Genomic DNA, 22,439 nt, shown 5'->3' on the forward strand with positions numbered 1-22,439 from the left:
AATATTCATTCTTGGAAATAGTATTTAGAATGAACCGTGTAAGCGGTATAATAGAATTGAGACAATCCAATAAAACGACATCATAAATTAAGGATGGTAGGAAATGAAAAAGATGAAAAACAATCCTTTAAAAAAAAATAATAATCTCGTTAAAAGGTCTGTATTTATTATTTTGTTAAGTATTCTTTTATCTGCCGTTTTAGCGCTTATTATTTATTCGAATTATAACCGTTTTAAAGATGATCTCATCAGAAATGAACAAGATAGACTCCTTAATATTGCAGATACAATTGCGAGATCTATTGAAAGCTATATTTCTAATCAACAAAGTATCCTTATGATTCTTGAACGCGATCTCGACGTACGTGCATTTCTAGAAGAATCCTCTGATCAAAAATCATTAGCTGTAAGTGATAAAATGCAGATGTTTCTCTCCACTCAAAAGAATGGCTTTGAAGGGATCCAACTTTACCGAACTTCTTCAGCACTCATTGGAACCTATTTAGAGCCTTATAAAAAGAATGCTAATGATAATATAGAAGATGTTAAAGAGGCGTTCAGGACAAATTTACAAACCGCTAGTGAGGTCTATTTCGATGAGGGAAAAAATCCCTATTTTTATCTAAATCAACCTATCTGGAATGAGGAGAAGGTTATTGGCAATATAAGAGCCAGAATTTCAATTAATAAAATATATCAAAATTTTATTCAACCCATAAAATTTGAAAAAAAAGGATATGCATCGGTTAAAACGAGCAGTAGTGTTTTTATTATGCATCCCAAGGCAGACCAGTTAGGGCAGGATGTTCTCAAGATTAGAAAAGAGAAATATCCCAATTATGACTGGTCTGATCTTGAAGAGATGTTTGATAAACAAATGAATGGTGAACGCGGCACTGGTGTCTACAAGTCGGTTTGGGTTACTGATGAAAAACCTAAATTGACATTAAAATTTAACGGCTATTCACCTGCATATTTTGGAAACGACTTTTGGATTGTTACGGTATCAAGCGATTATTATGAAGCGACAAAATACATTAGAACCAATCTTTATACGACAATCATTGTCATGTCAATTATCGCCTTATCTTGTAGTTTATCAGCACTTTACATTGTCTTTATGATGATGAAACAAAAAAAATTGAATGAGGTAGGCGTCCTTTTAGCTCGAGTTCAAGATCTAAATAGTGAGCTTGAAAATGATATTGAGCAAAGAATTATACTTGAAAATAATTTGAGAGAAAGTCGAAGAAAATTTATTAAATTATTTAATACAGGGACGCAGTTGACGTTTGTCGTGAATGCATCTTCGATTAAAGAGGGTGGATTAGAAATTTTAGAGGTCAATGATTATGCTTGTGAAAGGTTGGGTTATACACGTGATGAATTGTTCCAAATGAAATTATCGGATATTCTAGAAAATATGACAGATCAATTAATCACAGGAATTGAAAAGAATAGAACTGAAAAAATGATGACTGAAAATAGGCAGATTTGTATTGAAACCAATTTTACAACTTCTAGGAATGATGTTTTTCCAGTTGAGCTTTATGTACATGAATTCATAATGGAAGAAAGTCTCTTTCTCATGTTTGTGGGCAGAGATATTACAGAAAAGAAACAAAAGGATAAACTCATTGAGAAAAATAGAGGCATTATGATTTATAAGTCTAGATTAGCTGCTATGGGAGAAATGATTGCAAGTATTGCGCATCAGTGGCGGCAGCCTTTATCTAGATTGAATTTAATCATAGGCAATATTGAAGACGCCTATAACTATGATGAGCTTGAAGAAGTGTATTTTAAAGAACAAATCAGCAAGACACAAACAATTGTTCAGGAGATGTCAGCGATTATTGATGAATTTTTATACTTCTTTAATCCCAATAGTGAAAGAGACCATTTTTTCCTTATAAAAACGGTTAAAACCTCTATAGATATGCTTAAAGATAGGCTAAACATCTATGAGATAGAAACGATTATAGAAGCAGATAATGATATTGAGATTTTAGGCTATCACAGTCAATTCTCTCAAGTCCTATTAAATTTGTTAAACAACTCAATTGATGCACTTAAACTTTGTAAGGGACATCGCAAAATAGAAATACGGGTAATAGAAACGGAATGCAACTTGGTAATAGAAATTTTAGATAATGGTGGCGGCATAGCGGATGAGAACATGATTCATTTATTTACGCCTTATTTTTCAACAAAGAATAAGGGAGAAGGGACTGGCATTGGACTATACATTTCAAAATTAATTATTGAACGCAACTTTGGGGGAATGCTGTCGCTAATGAATTATGAGGATGGATTAAAAGCGATAATATCATTGGATAGAGAGGGGACAGTATGATGCAAAAGGCGCATTTGAAATTTTTAAGAGTATTGTTTGTTGAAGATGATGAAATGCAGAGGCAAGAATTGTCGGATTACCTAAAAAGGCGTGTTGGCAAAATATATTTTGCTAAAAATGGTGAAGAAGGTCTTGAAAAATACAAGCAATGCGCACCCAATATTGTTATTTGTGATATAAGAATGCCCAAAATGGATGGTTTGAAAATGGTTAGTATCTTGAGATCTTGGGCGCCATTGGTTCCAATTATTATGTTAACGGCACTATCCGATAAGGAATCCATTTTGGCAGCGGTAGATTTAAATATTACCAATTATCTCATCAAACCAGTGGATCTCAATAAGTTGGAAAAGCATTTAGATCAGGTTGCAAAAGAAATCATTAAAAGAGAAGATGCAATGCAAAATAATTTTAGCGGAGAAGGTTTAGACCAATTAAAACGAAATTTGATAAAGTATATAAAATCAGAAATGGGGAAGGGGCCAAATGAAGTCAATATCAAGCACAATAATCAACAACTGATGATCACCATTTTCGGTGCAATGACGCTCATGGAAAAAAATTTAATGAAAAACGAGAAAAATGTTAACATGGTTAATTATTTAAGAAATCAATTATACTCTGATAATCAAATTTATTTTTGTAAGATGATTGAAGATGACTTGAATATAGCCGTCAAATGGGTGAGTTGTTCAACGGATTGTCTCATTGATGAAACCCTACTGACTTTTCAGACGCAATAGTATTATCCTATAAAATCAATAGTATATTAAGAAATAACAGCAAGAGACCGAAAGGTCTCTTTTGTGATTTTTAAAAAGATATTTTTAGAAATTATCAGATAATTACTCTGTGCGGTTTTATTCCAATAATAAAAAAAAGGTTGACAACGAAAGAAAATGAAAGTAAAATAAAAGAAAACGAAAGTTAACGTCTGATAAAAGAAAAGTATCGAAAATACAAAAAAGTTAAATTGTCTATATATTGAATTATTAATAATTAATAGCATAAAAAAGGGGTATTAAACAAAATGAAAAGAAAGTACAACAAAAGATCTGAGGTGGCCTAGTATGTTTGCAGAAGAAAGAAAAAGAGAAATACTTAGAATATTAAATGAAAAAGGCAAAGTGAGAAATTTTAATCTGTCTCAAATTTTTTCGGTTTCTGAACCAACGATTCGAAAAGATATCAGTGAATTAGATGAACAGAAGTTACTCATCAGAACTCACGGCGGTGCACTTGCAATTAATGCAAATCAGGATGAACCGACGTTTGTAGAAAAAAAAGATAAATATCATAAAGAGAAGGACTTCATTGGTCGACTTGCAGCATCCTTGATTAAAGATCACGACATCGTTATATTGGATTCAGGGACGACCACTGTTGAAATTGCAAAACATATTACAGCAAAGCACATCACTGTGATTACCAATTCACTTAACGTTGCGCAGAGTCTTGAAAATAAAAATGATATTGAACTCATTGTCACAGGTGGCATAATGCGGTGGAATACCATGGCAATGGTTGGACCAATGACAGAAAAAGCCTTGACAGGCATTCACGCTGATATTGCTTTTGTAGGCACAAATGGCATTTCGGAAAAAGGATTTTCAACGCCTAACTTGATAGAATCTGAAACAAAATCCATGATGTTAGGAAAGGCGACTAAGAAATTTATTGTGTCAGATAGCAGTAAAATTGGCAAGACGAATCTATCTATATTTGCAAGTCTGTCAGATGTAGATGGCATTATAACAGATGTTGGGATAGATGAGAACTTTATTGATTACTTTGAGTCAATGGATGTTGATGTATTAATGGGAGGTGGTGATAACAATGATATTAACGGTGACGTTAAACCCCGCGATTGATCGAACCATTGAAATTGAAAATTTAGAAGTAGACAAAGTAAACCGTACATTAAAAGTTAGAAAAGACATAGGTGGCAAAGGCATAAATGTTTCCAAGACGATCTTGGCCATGGGGGGTGATTCTCTAGCAACCATCATTGTCGGTGGTCCAAATGGAGATTTCATTCTGAAAGAAGCACAGCAAATGGGTCTGAAGACAAAAGTAATTTTAAACAAGGGGAACACAAGAGAAAACATTAAAATCGTAGATGTTGTCAATAAAACGTATACGGATATCAATGAGCCGGGACCAGATGCAGACGAAGCTGTGGAAGAAGAAATTTTAAGTTTTATTGGCTCTACACTGAGTGAAAATGATTTTTTAGTACTTTCAGGTTCATCACTTAAAGGTCTAAGCGATGATATTTTTAACAAGATGGTTGAAAAGGCCAATCAAGTCGGTGCCTATACAATGGTCGATGTTGAAGGTGAAAAGCTTAGGACTGTAATTGAGAGCAAACCGAGCTTAATCAAACCCAATATTCACGAGCTGGAAGCACTTTTTAACACATCGATAACAAGGATTGAGGAAGTTGTATCCTATGCTCAAAAGCTTATTGAGAAGGGGCTTCAAACGGTGGTTGTCTCCATGGGAGAAAAGGGTCTGCTTTGGATTGATGAAAATACGGTTTATTTGGGAGAGGCTTTAAAGGTAGATGTTAAATCTACAGTAGGTGCTGGGGATGCAATTGTAGCAGGTTTAGCCAAGTCTTTAAATGAAAAACGAAACGTTGAGGAGACCTTACGTGTTGCAATTTCAGCGGCTTCATGTGTAATTGAAACAGAGGGCAGTAAGACAGGCAATATGGCATCATTAAATACCTATATATCGAAAGTTGATATCGTTAAGTTAGTTTAGACCATTACATGAGTTTAGACCATTACAAAGGAGGCAATATGATTAAGTCACTTTTAACAGAGGAATTATACATTGAAAATTTAAAAGCAAGCACTAAGAAAGAAGTTATTTTAGAGATGATCGATAAGCTTGAGCAATCAGGCAAGCTTGTAGATAGAGCGTTGTATACCGAAGCGGTTTTCAATCGTGAGTCAGAGTTCAGTACTGGAATTGGGATGGGCATTGCCATTCCTCACGGGAAAAGTTCAGGGGTAAAAACACCATCTCTTGTCTTCGCGCGCAGCAAGGAAGGTGTGGATTTTGATTCCATGGACGAAAAGCCATCATTTTTATTTTTCTTAGTAGCAGTACCAGAGGAAAGCGGAGATGAACATTTAAAAATTTTAAGTACTATTTCTAGAAAGTTGATGCATGAAGAGGTCAGAAACAGTTTGATGAAAGCTTCAAATTATATGACGGTTGTTGAAATCTTAAGTAAATAAAATGGGGAGGTCAATAATATGAAATATGTGGCGGTTACAGCATGTCCAACAGGCATAGCACATACGTATATGGCAGCAGAAGCACTCCAAATAGCTGCAAAAGAAATGAATGTAGACATAAAAGTTGAAACAAGGGGCTCTGTGGGAGCTGAAAATGCATTGACTGATGAAGACATCAAACAAGCGGATGCAGTAATTGTAGCAGCAGATACAAACGTGCCTATGGAAAGATTTGATGGCAAGAAAGTATTGATGGTTTCAGTGAAAGATGCTATTAAAGATGCAAGGGATTTGATCGATAGAGCCAACAGCGCTCAAATACAAAAGGGGGACTTAACAGATCAGGTCTCCGCTATAAAGGCTACTAAAAAATCAGAACAAAAAGGCATCTACAAGCACCTGATGACAGGTGTATCCTTTATGATTCCATTTGTAGTGGCTGGTGGTATATTAATTGCAATTTCCTTTGCATTTGGCATCGAAGCGTTTAAAGAAGAAGGCACATTAGCAGCAGCACTTATGACAATTGGCGGTGGCAATGCATTTGCTTTAATGGTGCCTATTTTAGCTGGATATATTGCATTTTCTATTGCGGATCGTCCGGGTCTCGTTCCCGGTATGGTTGGCGGTATGCTTGCAGCTTCAATTGGAGCTGGTTTCCTTGGCGGCATTATTGCAGGTTTCCTAGCGGGTTATGTCATTCTTGGACTTAAAAGCGTTATTAAATTGCCTAAGACATTGGCAGGGCTTATGCCAGTGTTGATTTTGCCAGTACTCAGTACTCTAATCGTGGGGCTTGCAATGATATACATCATTGGCACACCTGTTACAGCAATCAATAATGGTTTGAACAGCTGGCTAGAAGGTATGAGTGGCGCCAACTCGGTTATTCTTGGATTGATTTTAGGCGGTATGATGGCACTGGATATGGGCGGTCCTGTGAACAAAGCAGCATACGCGTTTGCCGCAGGCTCTTTAGTTGCTGGTCAAGCATCACCTGTGATGGCAGCAGTAATGGCGGCTGGTATGACACCACCACTTGGAATAGCACTTGCGACAACGCTTGCTAAAAATAAATTTACACCGGATGAGCACGAAGCTGGAAAAGCGGCATATGCCCTTGGCATTTCCTTTATTACTGAAGGCGCAATTCCATTTGCAGCAGCAGATCCTGCAAGAGTTATTCCTTCAATAATGTTGGGTTCTGCAGTAACAGGCGCATTGTCCATGTTATTTGGATGTGGGTTGGCAGTGCCGCACGGCGGTATATTTGTACTTCTTATTCCAAATGCAGTTGTCAATTTACCGATGTATCTCGTTGCAATTCTCGTTGGAATGGCGATTACAGCATTTTCCTTAATGGCACTTAAAAAGACAGTATAGTATAAAACCGAATGTGACTTGATCGAAAGATCGATTGGGTTTATACTGTAAGGGAAGAGGGAAATAAGAAAGTATAAAAGGAGTTTAATGACGTGGAAAAAAAATTAATTCTCAAAGCAGAAGCAGGATTTCATGCAAGACCAGCCTCCGTTTTTGCTCAAAAGGCAATGACGTTTGATGGCGACGTTTCCATTATCTTTGGTGATAAGGAAGTCAATGGCAAATCAGTTATGGGGATCTTGACACTGGGTGCTGTATGTGGTTCTGAGATCACAATCAAGCTTGCAGGAAAAGATGAAGCTGCAATGATGGCTGAATTGGTCGAAATTGTAGAAACTATGAAATAGCATCAAGAGGATTTGTGAAATATGTTTTTTTAATCTGGCAGAGCCCTAAAGAGGGACTCTGCTTTTTTTAATGCAACAAGATTTGAGCCATAAGCTGTGCTGAGGGATATTCAACCACAAACAGCGTCAGCGAAAATCGTTTTGTGCCCGTATTTACATCATTTCAATGAAGTGATTTTCAAGTAGTCTGATGAAATCTTTAAGCATCTCAGGAATATAGCGATCTTCATTGCGAATGAGATAAATATTGCGAGAAGGCGAATAGCCAGGGAGATATGCGTATGAAAGTTTACCAGAGGCAATCTCCTCACGGACGGATAATTCCGAGAGAATTGAGATGCCTACGTTGCACATAACGGCGCGTTTAATCGCTTCTGTTGAGTTGATTTCAGCAGAAGTTTTTATGTTGAGATGGATGTCATCAGCCCATTTATTTGTGAGCATTCTTGTTGTGGAATTCTGAGTATGCAAAATAAATTTTTCATTTTCTAAATGAGATTTGTTGATGACATCGTATTGATTTAGAATACTCTCTTTTGAAAAGATTAAGACCATTTTGTCAGTGCATAATTTTTGATGGGGTATGTTTTCGAGAAACACATCCGCAGATGAAATAATGCCTAAAGAAAGCTCATAATTGGAAATTAACGCTTGAATTTTAGGCGCCGTCATCACGTTTATTGTAATCATGGCGTTGGGGTAATTTTTTTTGAAGATACTTATGATCTCGGGGAGCACATAAACAGATGGCACACTGCTGGAGCCAATTGTAATGTGATAGCCTCCTGGATCATTGAACTCTTTGACAACCTTTTGGGCGTCCTCAGCCAATTGCAAAATCTTTTGTGCATAAAAGAATATGGCTTTGCCTTCAACTGTTAAGACCGTCTTACCTGCATTGGTTTGGAATATTTTGGTTTTCATCTCTTCTTCAAGACTCTTCATATGAAAGGTAACTGTAGGCTGCTTAATATTTAGATATTGAGCAGCTTTTGTAATATTATTGAACTTATCAATTGCAACCAATATTTCTAATTTTCTATAATTCATTTGTCCTCCACAACAGTTCGATATAGATAAAATCTATGGATATAGAGATTATTTCAAATTTTATTTAACTTTGGATTAACGCAGAGTAAATAGTAAGTTAATGTACAAACTTTATAATGAACCAGAACAAGTGAAGTTAAGAAAAAGTGGGTGACCGTATGAATGTTAAAATTGTCAATTTAAATAAATGGTATGGTGATGTACACGCTCTAAAAAACATCAATATAACGGTAAAAACGGGCATGTTCACATCGCTTCTAGGGCCATCTGGATGCGGCAAGACGACGCTTCTTAAAATTTTAGCTGGGTTGGAATCACCTGATCAAGGTGAAATCTACTTTGATGATCAATGTATTTTTTCAAAGGAAAGAAATATCAATGTTCCGCCTCAAAAGAGGCAAATTGGCATGGTCTTTCAGGAATTTGCACTTTGGCCGCATATGAATGTATTTGAAAATATTGCTTTTCCATTAAAAGCAAAAAAGATGCACGATGGTATTGAAAAACGTGTGGAAGCCATCCTGAAAAATGTCAGACTAGAGGGGATGTCAAAGCGTTCTCCAGATCAACTTTCTGGGGGACAACAACAGAGAGTTGCATTTGCAAGAGCTGTCATTGCAAATCCCAAAATTGTACTCTTTGATGAACCTTTAAGTGCGCTAGATGCTGTATTGAGAGATGAAATGCGCTTTGAAATCAGTCAGATGGTGAAGCAAATGGAACTCACAGGCATTTATGTGACGCATGATCAGATGGAAGCCATGTCAATGTCGGATCAAATTGTCGTCATGAATAAAGGCAAAATTTTACAAGTGGGCACGCCAGAAGAAATTTATAACAGACCTGCAAACAAAATGGTTTTGGATTTTGTAGGGAAAAGCAATTGGTTTAGATGTGGGACTAAAGCCATTAGACCAGAGAAAATTGATCTATATCCAACAGGGCCTTATAAGAAAGTTTCTGGAGTGGTTCAAAGTGTGGCCTATTTGGGGGAAAAATACGAAGTGACAGTTCATATTGAGGCAGAGGGAGATTGGTTGATTTATCATAATAGGCGTGTTCAGCTTGGTGATCAAATGGATCTCTACTTCAAACATTCAGAAGTAATACATTTTTCAGATTGATTAAGCTTTTCTGAACCTGAAAAGTTTAACATAGAACTCAGCAATAATGCCTTTTGGCAAGACTGAGTTAAACGCCAATCACAGAGCCGTAAAGGTGAGGAGAAAAATAAGTAGAAGTGAGGACAAGAAGATGAAGCGAATTTTAAGTGTACTGTTAGCAATTGTTATTTTATCAGTAGGATTAACGGCTTGTGCTGCCAGTGAAAATGCAAATAATACAGCATTGGCATCGCAGTCTGCATCAGAAGCAGCACCGCAGTCAGAAATAAAGCCAGAGACACAACCAGAAACACAACCGGTACCGCAATCAGGAAAAGATGAAAAGTCGGATAAAGTAGTGGTGTACAGTGCAGGGCCCGGGGGATTGTCCGCTGGTATTGCAGAGGCTTTTGAAGAGGAAACGGGGATAAAAGTAGAACTTCTTCAAGCGACATCGGGTAAAATTCTAAGTAAGCTGGAAGCTGAAAAAGAAAATCCTGTGGCTGATGTGGTGGTCTTGGCAACTTGGTCGGCGGCTATAGGTCTCAAAGAAGCTGGCATGCTTCAAGCCTATCCTGAGGCGAGAAACAAAGAAAAATTATATCCTGAATTTTTAGATCAAGATTCACAGATATTTGGCTACAGTGCGTCTGCTTTGGGAATTACTTATAATACGAACTTGGTCAAGAATCCAGGAAAGGACTGGAATGACTACACAGGTGCAGATTGGACTGGAAAGGTGAGCTTGCCTGATCCATCACTCTCAGGCTCTTGTATGGATTTTATATCGGGCTATATTTGCAATTGTGGTGACGAAGGCTGGCAGTTTTTTAATGATTTGAAATCCAATGAAGCCAGTGTAGACGGGGCCAATAAAGCATCTCTTGAAACCGTACTAACTGGATCTAAAAGTGCAGTGTTAATGGGTGTTGATTATATGGCTTATTCTGCCAAGGCTAAGGGAGAACCCGTGGACATTGTCTATCCAACCAGTGGTACTGTGGTTAATCCTAGAGGCGCTATGATTCTGAAGTCAAGTCAAAATGTTGAAAATGCACGCTTATTCATTGATTTTCTGTTGTCGGATAAAGCTCAAGATTTAGTTAAAAAGGCTTATATCATTCCAGGAAGGTCGGATATCAAATGCGATAACAGAGCAAATATGGATGAAATTTCTTTGTTGAAATACGATTGGCCGACTATGATGTCAAATCAAACTCAAATTATTGAAAAATTTGCATCTATTTTCCAATAAATCGTTAGGGCGACAAAAGTGAAATCAGGAGTAGAGAACAGGTGAGCGTTTTGATAAGAGCTATAAAAAAGCATATAAAAATTGAACAAATTGCTGTACTGACACTGCTGACTGTGCTGGTTGCGGCACCTATTTTCCAGATATTATCGAGAAGTATGTATGATGGTCACAGTTTTGATGTGATGGCGCCTTTTAGAATTATTTTGGAAGGCAACTTGATTAAACCCATAATGAACACGTTGATACTTGGCTTTTGTGTCGTTATTGGTGCTGGCGTGGTGGCTCTCCCTTTGGCATTTATAACTGCTAAAACGGAGATTGGCAAGCATAAATGGCTTGATTTGGTGATACTCGTTCCCTTTATGACGCCGCCTTATATTGGTTCAATGGCATGGATACTTTTTTTGCAACCCAATGGTTTTTTCAATCAACTGTTGCCAAAGATCAGTGGGCAAGAGCAGCTGTTTTTTTCCTTCTTTGGTCTTGTCATGATTATGAGCTTGCATTTGTTTCCTTTTATTTATCTTATTATAAAGAATGCGCTTGAAAATATTAGCGGCAATCTGGATGAAGCAGCTGTCGTGCATGGAGCCAGTTCAACTTATAAGCTGATCAGAATCACCATGCCGCTATTGTTTTCAGCTTTTATTTTAGGCAGTTTACTGGTCTTTGTGAAAGCTATTGGTGAATTTGGCACACCAGTTACCTTTGGTAGACGTATTGGGTTTAATGTATTGACTACAGAAATTCACAGGTACGTCTCCAGTTGGCCGATCAGTTTAAGTAGGGCAACGTCACTTTCCTATTTTTTATTGTTCACTTGTATTTTAATTTGGTGTATCCAATCGATATTTTCAAAAAAGCTGAGTTATCAAACCGTTAACGGTAAAGGTATGGCTCGTATTAAGAAGTCATTGAGCAAGCCGCAAAAAATAATCAGCTATTTCTATATTGGGCTCATACTCACGATTTCTGTGGGGATTCCCTATTTTTCCATTCTAGCGACTTCTTTGATTAAGCTTAGAGGTTATGGCCTTCAAAAGGGTAATTTTACACTAGAACACTATCTTACGCTTTTTAAAACAGGCTCTAGCAGTGCAGAAGCTTTTTTAACAAGTTTAAAAATTGCAATTTTATCGGCATCAATTTGTGTACTTATAGGTATTTTAGTGGCGCTTATCGTAACAAATCATAGTGGCAAATTGAGTAAGCTCATTGATTTACTCAGTTTACTGCCCAACTCGGTTCCAACCATTGTGCTCGTCATTGGTCTTATCCTCTTTTGGAATGCCAAGTGGCATATGATTCCCATATACAATACTTTTTGGATGATTGTTGTGACATATGTGACATTTTTTATCCCATATGCGGTGCAGTATATAAAATCTGCTCTATCGCAGATTTCTAAATCCTTGCAATCTGCTGGGAAAATATGCGGTGGCAGCTCATTTTATAATTTTAGAAAAATCATGTTGCCATTGATGATGCCTGGAATCATAGCTGGATGGACCATGACCTTTACGATTGCTTTTAGAGAGCTTGTGGGGGCAATTATGATTTTACCGCCGGGAATGCAGACGTCTTCAACATATATTTTTAATCAGTTTGAACAAGGAGAAGCATCTAAGGGCATGGCAATGGCAGTTGTTTCCGTGTTGATTACCATAACCATTCTGATGTTACTCAATATTTTTGTAGATAAAAGGGTGAATGATGGAAGGTAAACTGGAAGTGTGGGGAGGGACGACAGAACATGGTCGTGCCTGCTACTATGTAAGTGTTGGTGATCAATCGATTTTGCTGGATTGTGGCATAAATATCGTCACTGGAGAAATGCCAGAAATAGATTATGATAAATTGACTAAAGTGGATTATATTTTATTGTCACATGCTCATGAAGATCATTCTAAAGGGCTCATAGAGCTCATAAAATTGGGTTATCGGAAAAAAGTCATCATGAGTGAAGAGACTGGGCGTCAGCTGTATGAACTCTATTCTAGCATACTAAGCAATTGTGCACATGATTTTAAATATGTGGATCAGATGGCGGATTATCTTGAATGGTTTAAGTTGTCAGAGCACATTGAACTCTGCTATGGTGCCAGTGGACATATGTACGGCGCCATTTGGTTTTTGATCAAAATTGACGGGAAAGTGATCTTTTACTCTGGTGACTATAATCATCAAGTTCAAATTTTGCCCTTTCATAGTCCTGAAAAGGCCATGGGTTCAGATGTAATTGATTTTGCAATTATAGATTGTGCGAATGGCTTAGAAGAGCACAAGTCAAAAAAAGAGGCTCATGAATTTGGAAAGCGAAATCTCTTTATAGTCAATCGATTTAGCAAGGCAATCGAAGTCATAGTAGGCCTAAGTGAGCAATATCCAAATCATAGTTTCTATTATGATGAAGCACTTTACGATGAGATTGTCAGGCAAGTGAAGTCTAGAAAAAGGCGGCTTCATCTCTGTGATGAACAAAGGCATAGGCACTCTGAAAGTTTTAGATTGGAGTGGTTTAAAGAGGCGGATTTTATCTTTTTAGAACAAGATCTTTTGAATTCAGAAAGGCAATTTGCAGTGGCATCTTTTTTACAAAATAATGGGCATCAAATTTATCTGACGTCGAAAGCAAACTTTTTGAAATATCAAGAGACGTTTTTTTCAGATCGTATATTGTATCTCAGTGTGAAAGCGCATCAGGGCGTTAAAGGTGTCATCAATTTGTTGAACGTTCTTAAAGTGAAAAAAGCGATTTTATGTCATTTAGATGGGGATGAAAACATAAAAAGTGTCAAGATGCTCCAGTCCAAAGGGTTTGACAATGTTTATTTCTGTGAAGTTAGAGCATCGATTGCATTCTAGAATGAAGGGAAGTATGAATCAGGCGAAAGTCTGAGAAACTTGAGCGGATTAAAAGTGGTGACTGTCGTGATTACGCGTTTTTACAATACCATAATATGAGTTGAGAAAGTGAGTCCAATTGGAGGATTTGCTTTCTTTTTTTATGAATTAAATATAGAGCTCTAAGCATATAGTAACGCCAAAAAGCGCGATCATCCTGTGGATGTAATTGTCAAAGTCGGGTTGAGCTGATATGATGTTAAGTGAGCTGAGTTTACACAAATAAGCCTATAAAAACATAGAATGAAGGATTTTAAACAATAGATGAGAAAATTAGTAATAGGCATACTGGCACATGTGGATGCCGGTAAGACAACTTTATCAGAAAGCATGCTCTTTTTAAGTGGCAAAATACGTCAAATGGGACGTGTTGACAATAAAGATGCTTATCTGGACACTTTTGAACTTGAAAAGACCAGAGGCATCACCATTTTCTCTAAACAGGCAATCTTTAATATTAAGGATACGGAAATCACATTAATGGATACACCAGGACATGTGGATTTTTCGGCTGAGATGGAACGGACGTTACAAGTGCTTGACTATGCGATTTTAGTCATCAGCGGTGCAGATGGTGTACAGGGACATACGAAAACTTTGTGGCGGTTGCTGAGAATTTATAAAATACCAACGTTTATATTTGTCAATAAAATGGACCAAAATGGAACGGATCAAGAGGCGATCTTGGCAGACGTTAAAAAAAATTTAGGAGATAATTGTATTGATTTTGGCATTCAAAATCTCAAAGTTTTTTCCGAGGAAATTGCATTATGCGATGAAACTGTTATGGAAGCATATCTTGAAACAGATCACGTGAGCATTGAACAAATACGTGAAATGGTTAAGAATCGAAGCGTGTTCCCTGTTTTTTTTGGCTCTGCACTGAAATTACAGGGTGTGGAAGTCTTTATGGAAGCCATAAACGATTATGTGAAAGAGTCTCGTTATCCAACTGAATTTGGTGCGAAGGTATTTAAAATATCGAGAGATGATCAAGGCAATCGCTTGACGCATATGAAGCTTACTGGAGGTGCTCTCAAAGTAAGAGAGGCTCTGCAAGGCACGGGATGGACAGAAAAAGTCAATCAAATTCGAATCTATTCGGGACAGAAATTCAGTGCTGTCAATGAGATCCGTGCAGGTGCAATCTGTGCCGTGACTGGACTCAATTTGAGCAAGCCCGGAGAAGGTCTCGGGATAGAAGCCTCTTCAATGGCTCCTATATTGGAACCTGTTCTATCCTATAAGATCGTGCTTCCTGAAGGTATGGATGAACGATTGATGTTGCCTAAATTAAGATTACTGGAAGAAGAAGAGCCGGAGTTTCATTTCATGTGGGATGAAGAACTTCAGGAAATAAAAGTTCAGATCATGGGTGAAGTGCAACTTGAAATCTTACAGGCGCTTATTGAAGAAAGATTTGACGTGAGTATTTATTTTGGAGAAGGCCGCATCGTCTATAAGGAAAAAATCGTCAATGTGGTGGAAGGTGTTGGTCATTTTGAACCTCTGAGACATTACGCAGAAGTACACCTTTTAATGGAGCCAGGGGAAAAAGGGAGCGGGATTCAAGTGGATTCACTTTGCAGTGAAGAAGTGCTTGATAAAAACTGGCAAAGATTGGTTCTATCGCACCTTAAAGAGAAGGTACATCGTGGGGTGCTCACTGGTTCTGCCATTACAGACATGAAAATTACATTAGTTGCTGGTCGTGCACACAACAAACACACTGAAGGTGGCGATTTTAGAGAGGCAACCTATCGCGCTGTCAGGCAAGGCCTAATGGAAGCAGACTCTATTTTGCTGGAGCCTTATTATGCCTTTCAGTTGGAACTTCCGGAAAACTTGGTGGGGAGGGCTATGACAGATGTAGAGAACATGCATGGTACTTGTACGATTGCACATTCAGATGGTGAAATAGCCATGATATCAGGTCGAGCACCTGTTGCCACCATGAGAAATTATCAAAAGGAAGTTATCGCATATTCTAAGGGACAGGGCTTGCTCTTTTTAAATTTAGAAGGCTATGATAGCTGCCACAATGCAAGTGAGATCATAGATCAGATAGCATATGATCCCATAAGAGATAGTCAAAATCCAACGGGTTCCGTGTTCTGTGCTCATGGTTCAGGGTTTTCTGTGCCGTGGGATGAAGTCAAGACTTATATGCATGTTGAAGGGTATTTAAAGTCCGTTAAGACGGAGCAGGAGATAATTGCAAAAGAAGTTTCTGTAAAAAGCGAAACAGAATGGCTGAGTTTGGAGGAGATTGACCAGATCATCAATAGCACCTACAATGCCAATCAGGGCAAAAAATCGGCTTGGAAAGCACAAAAGAAGCGACCTAAAAACTTTTATGAGTCAACGGCGCCCCCTACGATTAAAAAACCAAAGACAACCACCGAAGCTTACTTGCTCGTGGATGGGTATAATATCATCTTTGCATGGCCTGATTTAAAAGCCCTTGCCGCTGATAATTTGGATGCCGCCCGAATGAAGCTGATGGATATTTTAAGTAACTATCAAGGGATGTGCAAGAACCATATTATCGTTGTGTTTGATGCTTATCGTCTTGAAGGGCGAAGGGAATCCATTGAAGCTTATCACAATATTCATGTGGTTTTCACAGGTGAGGCTCAAACTGCGGATCACTATATTGAAAAATTTGCGCACGCCCATCAAGATAAATACCATATTACAGTGGCCACATCAGACGGCTTGCAACAAGTGATCATCAGAGGCGCTGGATGTGCGCTGCTATCGGCCCGAGAACTCATGGCAGAAATTAAATTGCAAAGTGAACGCTTGAAGGCAGATTATCTCAAGCAAGATAATACAGAGCAAACGGCACTAGAAGATACCCTATCTGCAAGTGAAAAAGAAAAGATTGAGGCATTGATACGTAAACCTTAAATATAAAACCGCCCAAATGCGTCTCCAGAATAAATGGACGCTTTTGAGTGGTTTTTTAACGCATCAGTTGTCAGGCATGATGTCTTTGATAAGTTCATCCAATCGATTGAGTTCTGCTTCAAAGGCTAAGGTGTTGGCGTTTTGGCGTAAAGGGTTTATTTGTTCTTTGAGTTCCAATAGAAAATGACGCATGCTAATGACTTGGATTTCATGGGATTTAAGTGATAGATTAAGTGCATTTTTATAATCTGCTAGCTTTGATAGTGAATGATTAATGGCTTTGATTTTTGAGAGATCAAGTGCAGATAGATCATGTGCATGTGTACGGATATTTTCTTTTTCAGCTTCAATATGGAATAGAAGATTGATGTGTGAAGTGGTCTTTTCGTACGTCTGTCCTTCTGTTTCCAGTTTCAATAAGTCCATCTTAGGTATTTGAGAAATTGGCTTATCTTCAGTGGCCAGTATTGAGCCGCTTAAGGTTTGTATAGTGCTTCCGATCTGTTTTTTAATATACAATACACTGAAAATACTGATTGAGATGAGGGTGACGATTCCCACAAGGAGATTGATGATGATACGTGTAGTCGCTCGAGTAAACTTATAGGGATCGATGACGCCAATAGCTTTCCAGCCTGTAATTGGGTTTGTCGCATAGGAGATATAGTAGTGACCAGATTTATTTTCAAAATATAGGGCATCCGATTCATTTTGATAAATCTGATCAATGAGTTCGTTGGTAAATAACGTTTTAGAGATATCATTGTCGAGATTATCTATAATAAAATAGTTTTGATTATCCATCTTCAAGATCATAAAGACAGAACCTTCATTGTATTTTTTTAAAGCATGAATCTGCTCTGACAGATCATCCAGATAGATATCAATAGCCAATACGCCTTTAAATTCATTCTCTTTGTCAATGACAGTTTTGGACACTGTGATCACATGTTTATTCGTTGTAGTATCTACATAAGGTTCAGTCCAAGCAAAATTAGGATTTGAACGGATTGCATTAATATACCAAGGTCTTTGCTGTGCTTCCCAAGATGTATTTGAAAGCGTTTCAGAGGTATCAGGCCACGAAATAAGCTTTTGGGAACCCCATATTTTTTTTTCAGGTGTAAAATAGGCAAATGCAGTTGAGTCATAAACTTGATAAAAATTTTTCAAGAGATCCAGTGTAGAATCATAATATTTTTCTGGATCATCAGAGACATATTGGATCAGTTCATTTTTAGAGAGCATCTCAGTGGCACTTTCAATGTTGGAAAAGAAATCTTTAATAGAGAGATTATATTGTTGTACTGAGCGATCAAAAGCTTCTGTATAATCGTTTTGCAAGATGGTTTGATAGGTGTGCTTGTAAATATTGAAAAAAAGAAACCCCGTTATGAGCATGTAGATCAAGCTTTTTAGAACTTTGCTGTTTAATCGTTTGGTCACACCAACACCTCCCAAGAAATAATGCACAACCATTATAACACATGGAGGATCTATGAATCTCAATTAATGTACATAAATAGTCTTAAGAGGTGACCATTCTTTACAATTCAATATAATTCATCTATAGTGGGTTAGAGAGTCAAAATTCAAATCAGAAAGTATGTGTACTCATATGAAATTAAAGCTTCAAAGAAAAATCGTCTTTCCAATTTTAGTGCTGATGATAGTGCCTACAGTTTTGCTGAGCGTTTTATTCCTCGTCAGCATGCAACGGTTTTCCTATGAAAACACAGTGGAAAAAATAGATCATTCATTTAATTTGATCACAGAGAAAACCCATCAAGTTGAATCAGATTTCTATACGAAACAAAGATTGATTAGTGAGTTGACTGCACTGGAACACTTGGATATTTTCGTCTACGATGGGGATGAACTCATATATGTCAGTAGAGAGGCAACCCATTTAAGTATAGAAGAACTGAAGAAGCGTTATGGATCAACACAGAGATATGAAATAAAAAAAAGGCATTATGAAGATGTTCACCTGTCTATATATGTCATTATTGATAGGCGCGCGATCTTCTGGAGTGTTTTAGAGCTTTATAAACCGTATTTAATTTTAATCACGCTTTCAATATTGATTGCATTGAAAGTGGTGTTGGTCACATCTGATAGCCTTTCAAAGCCCGTATCGATATTGCTTGAGGGGTACAACGACATCATAGCCGGCAATTTTAAGAAGGATATAGAGATTAAGCGTGAAGATGAACTGGGCATGTTAGGCCAAGCTTTTAATGAAATGAAGGCACAGATTGCCATAGGGAGTAACCGCTTTTTACAAATGAAGAGATTTAATGAAGATATTTTACAGAGTATTTCAACAGGGATCATAACGACCAACGAACACGGTGAAATTATCAATTGCAACGATTTTGCAATGAACATGATCGAGCGTGTCATGTGCCTAGATAAACAAAGACCTAAGATTATCAGAGCTTTGATGATGCAGATCAATGAAACCATAGAGCGTATGGACAGCATTAATCGCGTTGCTTCTTTCAATGAATACAATACTAAAGCAGTCATCTATCTAGACATAACCACATCTTTAATGAAGCGCTCTTCCGGCGAGTTTGTAGGCGTCATTTGCAGTTTTAACGACATTACGAATAGAAAGAAAATTGAAGAAAATGTAGAACGGATAGATAGACTGGCTTCTCTAGGTCAGTTGACTGCAGCGTTAGTTCACGAAATAAGAAACCCGTTATCAGGCATAAAAATGGGGGCTCAGATTTTAAACAAGCGTCTGGGACCACACCTTGAATCCGCCGAGCAAGGTATTTTTGAGGCAATGATTAAAGAGACGGATCGCCTGGATCTTCTCATGACGGATCTTTTGAATTTTTCCAAGCCTAGAATTCCAAAGGCTCAGATTGTGGATGTGTTTGAGGTGATCGACAAGGCACTCCTATTCTCAGAAAAGAAAATAAGAGAAAAGGCGGCGCTTATAGAGGTAAAGGATCAAATGAGAGGGGTCCAAGTACTCTTTGACAAGGGACAACTCATGCAGATCTTCTTAAATGTCATTGCCAATGCGCTGGATGCAATCGCTTTAAACGGTAAACTTGAAATCACCGTACAAAATTCAAGAGGTGCTACTGGAGAAAATATATTGGTTTCGTTTGAAGACAATGGTTCTGGAATCAAGAAGGAAAATATGAATGCCATTTTTGATCCCTTTTTCACGACGAGAGAAGCGGGAACGGGTTTGGGGCTTTCTGTGGTTCATAAGTTGGTTGTCTCCAATCAAGGCAATATTGAAATTGACAGCATCGAATCTGTGGGCACAGTTGTCAAAATTTATTTACCCATGCATAGGAGTGCGTAATGAATACGAAAATTTTAATAATTGATGATGAAGAAATTATGAGATTGACACTTAGAGAAGGCCTTAGCGATCTTGGTTATGATATAGAAACGGCTGCCAGTGGCGGTGAAGCCATTCAAAAGTTAAAGCAATTTGAACCAGACGTCATTTTATTGGATATGAGATTGGGGTCAGAAAGTGGTTTAGAGATTGCAAAAAAAATCAAAATGACTGATGAATATGTGGAAATTATTATTATGACTGCTTATGCTGATATCAATACAGCCATTGAAGCTATAAAATTGGGTGCCACGGATTATATAAAAAAGCCCCTAGATCTTGACGAAATTCAAGTGAATATTTCAAGAGCCATTGCAAGCCAAAGTTTGAAAAAGAAGTTGAAATTGTACGAAGAAAAAGAAATGAAATCTGAAAATACATTTATCAGTGCAGATCCAATTATGGAGGACATTAAGAAGAGAATGTCCATATTAGCTGAAAATGACTCTGTGACTGCACTAATCGGTGGCGAAACGGGTACAGGTAAAGAAGTTGTGGCAAATTATATTCATAAAAATGGCTCTAGAAAAGACTTTCTGATGCTCAGTGTCAACTGTGCTGCGATTCCCAAACAGCTACTGGAAAGTGAACTCTTTGGATTCGAAAAGAATGCTTTTAGTGGAGCGACTTCAAGGAAGAAGGGGCTTTTGGAAATGGCACAAGGAGGCACTTTGTTTTTAGATGAACTTGGAGAAATGCCACTGGACATACAAGCTAAAATTCTCAGATTTTTGGAGACGAGAAAGTTTAATCGGATAGGCGGGTTAGAGGAAATTGAAGTGGATATTCGTATTATCGCGGCAACCAATAAGAATCTGGAAGATGCCATTGCTCAAAAGACGTTCAGAGCGGACTTATATTATAGGCTAAATGTGGTGCCAATTCATTTGCCGCCTCTCAGAGAGAGACCCATTGATCTAATAGAACTTTCAAAATACTTTTTAGAAGTTTACAATCTGAAGTTTAAAAAGAATATCAAGGGCTTTACCGATCATGCATTTAATCAAATGCGTTCTTATCAGTGGCCGGGCAATATTAGAGAGCTTAAAAATATCATAGAAAGAATTGTGATTCTCAACGACATAGACTATATTGATGTGGAGCAGCTTCCAAGTGAAGTGCGAGATCAAAGCACGAAAGCAACGAAAGTTCAGAGAGAAAAAGCAGTGGATACACCCATACCAGAAGGATTTTCTTTAGAAGAGGAAGTGGCGGACTTAGAGAAATACTATATTTTGAAAGCACTGGAAATATCGAAGGACAATTTTAGTGCCACATCCAAAATTTTGGGTATTTCAAGACATGCCCTTAACAGAAGAATCAAAAAGTATTTTGAAGATGATTTGCCTTTGAAATCATAATCCAGTTACGTATAAAAAGTGCTCGATATCGAACATGATGTTTGATTTCGAGCACTTTTTGTGTGCGATATTTTACATATGAGGTGAAGCAGATGGGAAAAAATTGTCACATACCGCTATTTTAGTATAGAAGTATCTTGGCATATATTTTGCAAAATATAGAATGTGCCAGAAATTTAATAGGAGGTTGTAATGGAAAAAACAGCTTTAAGGAATGCAATTGAGAATAATCGAGATGTGACAAAGCTTGGGGAAGTGGCATCCTATATTCCAGAGCTCGCAAAAGGGAATAGAGATGCGCTTGGGGCATGTATCTTTGATACAGGCGGGAATTTGCTTTTAGAAGGGGATTATGAGACAAAATTTACGATCCAGAGTGTTTCAAAAGTGATAACGCTCATATGTGCTTTGATAGATAATGGCAAGGAAATCGTATTTTCTAAGGTGGGTAATGAACCCTCCTCTGATCCATTCAATTCACTCTTAAAACTTGAAATTGAAGAAAATCACAAGCCGCTTAATCCATTTATCAATGCAGGTGCCATTGTATGCACTTCTCTTGTGGCAGGGGATAATGGCATAGAAAAATTCACTAGAATTTTGAATATGATTCGAAAATTGGCTAATAACGAGAACATAGAAGTCAATTATCCTGTTTTTAGATCTGAAAAGTTAACGGGCAATACGAATCGTGCAATAGCATATTTTCTTAAAGGTGCTGGAATCATTGAGAAAGATGTAGAGGATATTTTAGATACTTACTTCAAGTGTTGCTCTATCGAGGTGGATGTTGAAGACATTGCGAGAATAGCCTCTGTAATTGCCAATAATGGCATTGCGCCGTGGTCAAAAGAGATGCTCATTCCCAAAGAGGTCAACCGTATCGTCAAGGCAACGATGTCCACTTGCGGGTTATATGATTCATCAGGAAAATTTTCTGTGGATGTGGGGATTCCTGCTAAAAGTGGTGTAGGTGGCTGTATCATGGCAGTTGTGCCGAATCGCATGGGCATAGCAGTTGTGGGACCATCACTTGACAAACACGGGAACAGTGTTGCAGGTATTAAGGTGATGGAGTCGCTTTCCAGAGCACTTGAACTGAGCATCTTCTGATGTGAAATCAAACACAGTACATTATAAATA

The 22,439-nt window shown here is 37.7% G+C and carries 17 protein-coding genes; 15 read left to right on the forward strand and 2 right to left on the reverse strand.

Annotation, left to right across the window (positions count from 1 at the left end; all coding sequences use genetic code 11):
* Positions 1 to 103: 103 nt before the first annotated feature.
* From ISU02_RS05510 to ISU02_RS05540, 7 genes are all read left to right on the forward strand, one after another.
* Positions 104 to 2,356, forward strand: coding sequence for a sensor histidine kinase (locus ISU02_RS05510; RefSeq protein WP_194700805.1), 2,253 nt, complete (start codon positions 104 to 106; stop codon positions 2,354 to 2,356).
* A complete protein-coding gene (locus ISU02_RS05515) occupies positions 2,353 to 3,099 on the forward strand; it encodes a Na-translocating system protein MpsC family protein (RefSeq protein ID WP_194700806.1) in 747 nt (248 codons plus the stop codon). Before ISU02_RS05510 ends, ISU02_RS05515 begins: the two co-directional genes overlap by 4 nt.
* 327 nt (positions 3,100 to 3,426) lie before the next feature.
* Positions 3,427 to 4,227: a DeoR/GlpR family DNA-binding transcription regulator gene (locus ISU02_RS05520; protein WP_194700807.1), complete on the forward strand. Its 801-nt coding sequence runs from the start codon at positions 3,427 to 3,429 to the stop codon at positions 4,225 to 4,227.
* Complete coding sequence (gene pfkB, locus ISU02_RS05525) at positions 4,193 to 5,125, forward strand: 1-phosphofructokinase (RefSeq protein WP_194700808.1); 933 nt, start codon at positions 4,193 to 4,195, stop codon at positions 5,123 to 5,125. Before ISU02_RS05520 ends, pfkB begins: the two co-directional genes overlap by 35 nt.
* Before the next feature lie 38 nt (positions 5,126 to 5,163).
* Complete coding sequence (locus tag ISU02_RS05530) at positions 5,164 to 5,607, forward strand: PTS sugar transporter subunit IIA (RefSeq protein WP_194700809.1); 444 nt, start codon at positions 5,164 to 5,166, stop codon at positions 5,605 to 5,607.
* Positions 5,608 to 5,625: 18 nt separating this feature from the next.
* Positions 5,626 to 6,990 (forward strand): PTS fructose transporter subunit IIC, encoded by a 1,365-nt coding sequence (locus ISU02_RS05535; RefSeq protein WP_194700810.1) that lies wholly within the window; start codon positions 5,626 to 5,628, stop codon positions 6,988 to 6,990.
* A 92-nt stretch (positions 6,991 to 7,082) separates the two neighbouring features.
* Positions 7,083 to 7,337 carry an HPr family phosphocarrier protein gene (locus ISU02_RS05540; protein WP_194700811.1) on the forward strand — a complete coding sequence of 85 codons (255 nt, stop codon included), beginning with the start codon at positions 7,083 to 7,085 and terminating at the stop codon, positions 7,335 to 7,337.
* Positions 7,338 to 7,490: 153 nt separating this feature from the next.
* Here the strand turns inward: ISU02_RS05540 and ISU02_RS05545 are convergent, their stop codons facing one another.
* Positions 7,491 to 8,387: a LysR family transcriptional regulator gene (locus tag ISU02_RS05545; RefSeq protein WP_194700812.1), complete on the reverse strand. Its 897-nt coding sequence runs from the start codon at positions 8,385 to 8,387 to the stop codon at positions 7,491 to 7,493.
* Between the two features lie 158 nt (positions 8,388 to 8,545).
* Between ISU02_RS05545 and ISU02_RS05550 the strand changes: the two genes are divergently transcribed.
* From ISU02_RS05550 to ISU02_RS05570, 5 genes are all read left to right on the forward strand, one after another.
* Positions 8,546 to 9,511 (forward strand): ABC transporter ATP-binding protein, encoded by a 966-nt coding sequence (locus tag ISU02_RS05550; protein ID WP_194700813.1) that lies wholly within the window; start codon positions 8,546 to 8,548, stop codon positions 9,509 to 9,511.
* Positions 9,512 to 9,641: 130 nt separating this feature from the next.
* Entirely contained in the window at positions 9,642 to 10,745 is a 1,104-nt protein-coding gene (locus ISU02_RS05555; protein WP_194700814.1) for an ABC transporter substrate-binding protein, read from the forward strand.
* 41 nt (positions 10,746 to 10,786) lie between these two features.
* Positions 10,787 to 12,469: an ABC transporter permease gene (locus tag ISU02_RS05560; RefSeq protein ID WP_207736200.1), complete on the forward strand. Its 1,683-nt coding sequence runs from the start codon at positions 10,787 to 10,789 to the stop codon at positions 12,467 to 12,469.
* A complete protein-coding gene (locus ISU02_RS05565; RefSeq protein ID WP_194700815.1) occupies positions 12,459 to 13,610 on the forward strand; it encodes an MBL fold metallo-hydrolase in 1,152 nt (383 codons plus the stop codon). Before ISU02_RS05560 ends, ISU02_RS05565 begins: the two co-directional genes overlap by 11 nt.
* Positions 13,611 to 13,913: 303 nt before the next feature.
* Positions 13,914 to 16,562 carry a translation factor GTPase family protein gene (locus ISU02_RS05570; protein ID WP_194700816.1) on the forward strand — a complete coding sequence of 883 codons (2,649 nt, stop codon included), beginning with the start codon at positions 13,914 to 13,916 and terminating at the stop codon, positions 16,560 to 16,562.
* 63 nt (positions 16,563 to 16,625) lie between these two features.
* Here the strand turns inward: ISU02_RS05570 and ISU02_RS05575 are convergent, their stop codons facing one another.
* A complete protein-coding gene (locus ISU02_RS05575) occupies positions 16,626 to 18,008 on the reverse strand; it encodes a cache domain-containing protein (RefSeq protein ID WP_194700817.1) in 1,383 nt (460 codons plus the stop codon).
* A 172-nt stretch (positions 18,009 to 18,180) separates the two neighbouring features.
* On the opposite strand from ISU02_RS05575, the gene ISU02_RS05580 reads away from it, so the two are divergent.
* The 3 genes from ISU02_RS05580 (at position 18,181) to glsA (ending at position 22,409) form a co-directional block, all read left to right on the forward strand.
* Positions 18,181 to 19,896: a HAMP domain-containing sensor histidine kinase gene (locus tag ISU02_RS05580; RefSeq protein WP_194700818.1), complete on the forward strand. Its 1,716-nt coding sequence runs from the start codon at positions 18,181 to 18,183 to the stop codon at positions 19,894 to 19,896.
* Positions 19,896 to 21,296 carry a sigma-54-dependent transcriptional regulator gene (locus tag ISU02_RS05585; RefSeq protein WP_194700819.1) on the forward strand — a complete coding sequence of 467 codons (1,401 nt, stop codon included), beginning with the start codon at positions 19,896 to 19,898 and terminating at the stop codon, positions 21,294 to 21,296. Before ISU02_RS05580 ends, ISU02_RS05585 begins: the two co-directional genes overlap by 1 nt.
* A gap of 192 nt (positions 21,297 to 21,488) precedes the next feature.
* Positions 21,489 to 22,409 (forward strand): glutaminase A, encoded by a 921-nt coding sequence (gene glsA / locus ISU02_RS05590; protein WP_194700820.1) that lies wholly within the window; start codon positions 21,489 to 21,491, stop codon positions 22,407 to 22,409.
* Positions 22,410 to 22,439: the final 30 nt, after the last annotated feature.

The sequence above is a fragment of the Fusibacter ferrireducens genome, from assembly GCF_015352425.1.
GTDB classification, from domain to species: domain Bacteria; phylum Bacillota; class Clostridia; order Peptostreptococcales; family Acidaminobacteraceae; genus Fusibacter_A; species Fusibacter_A ferrireducens.

Coding starts and splice junctions, on each gene's coding strand:
- ISU02_RS05510 (WP_194700805.1), top strand. CDS start 104: ATGAAAAAGATGAAAAACAATCCTTTAAAAAAAAATAATAATCTCGTT.
- ISU02_RS05515 (WP_194700806.1), top strand. CDS start 2,353: ATGATGCAAAAGGCGCATTTGAAATTTTTAAGAGTATTGTTTGTTGAA.
- ISU02_RS05520 (WP_194700807.1), top strand. CDS start 3,427: ATGTTTGCAGAAGAAAGAAAAAGAGAAATACTTAGAATATTAAATGAA.
- pfkB (WP_194700808.1), top strand. CDS start 4,193: ATGATATTAACGGTGACGTTAAACCCCGCGATTGATCGAACCATTGAA.
- ISU02_RS05530 (WP_194700809.1), top strand. CDS start 5,164: ATGATTAAGTCACTTTTAACAGAGGAATTATACATTGAAAATTTAAAA.
- ISU02_RS05535 (WP_194700810.1), top strand. CDS start 5,626: ATGAAATATGTGGCGGTTACAGCATGTCCAACAGGCATAGCACATACG.
- ISU02_RS05545 (WP_194700812.1), bottom strand. CDS start 8,387: ATGAATTATAGAAAATTAGAAATATTGGTTGCAATTGATAAGTTCAAT.
- ISU02_RS05550 (WP_194700813.1), top strand. CDS start 8,546: ATGAATGTTAAAATTGTCAATTTAAATAAATGGTATGGTGATGTACAC.
- ISU02_RS05555 (WP_194700814.1), top strand. CDS start 9,642: ATGAAGCGAATTTTAAGTGTACTGTTAGCAATTGTTATTTTATCAGTA.
- ISU02_RS05565 (WP_194700815.1), top strand. CDS start 12,459: ATGGAAGGTAAACTGGAAGTGTGGGGAGGGACGACAGAACATGGTCGT.
- ISU02_RS05570 (WP_194700816.1), top strand. CDS start 13,914: ATGAGAAAATTAGTAATAGGCATACTGGCACATGTGGATGCCGGTAAG.
- ISU02_RS05580 (WP_194700818.1), top strand. CDS start 18,181: ATGAAATTAAAGCTTCAAAGAAAAATCGTCTTTCCAATTTTAGTGCTG.
- ISU02_RS05585 (WP_194700819.1), top strand. CDS start 19,896: ATGAATACGAAAATTTTAATAATTGATGATGAAGAAATTATGAGATTG.
- glsA (WP_194700820.1), top strand. CDS start 21,489: ATGGAAAAAACAGCTTTAAGGAATGCAATTGAGAATAATCGAGATGTG.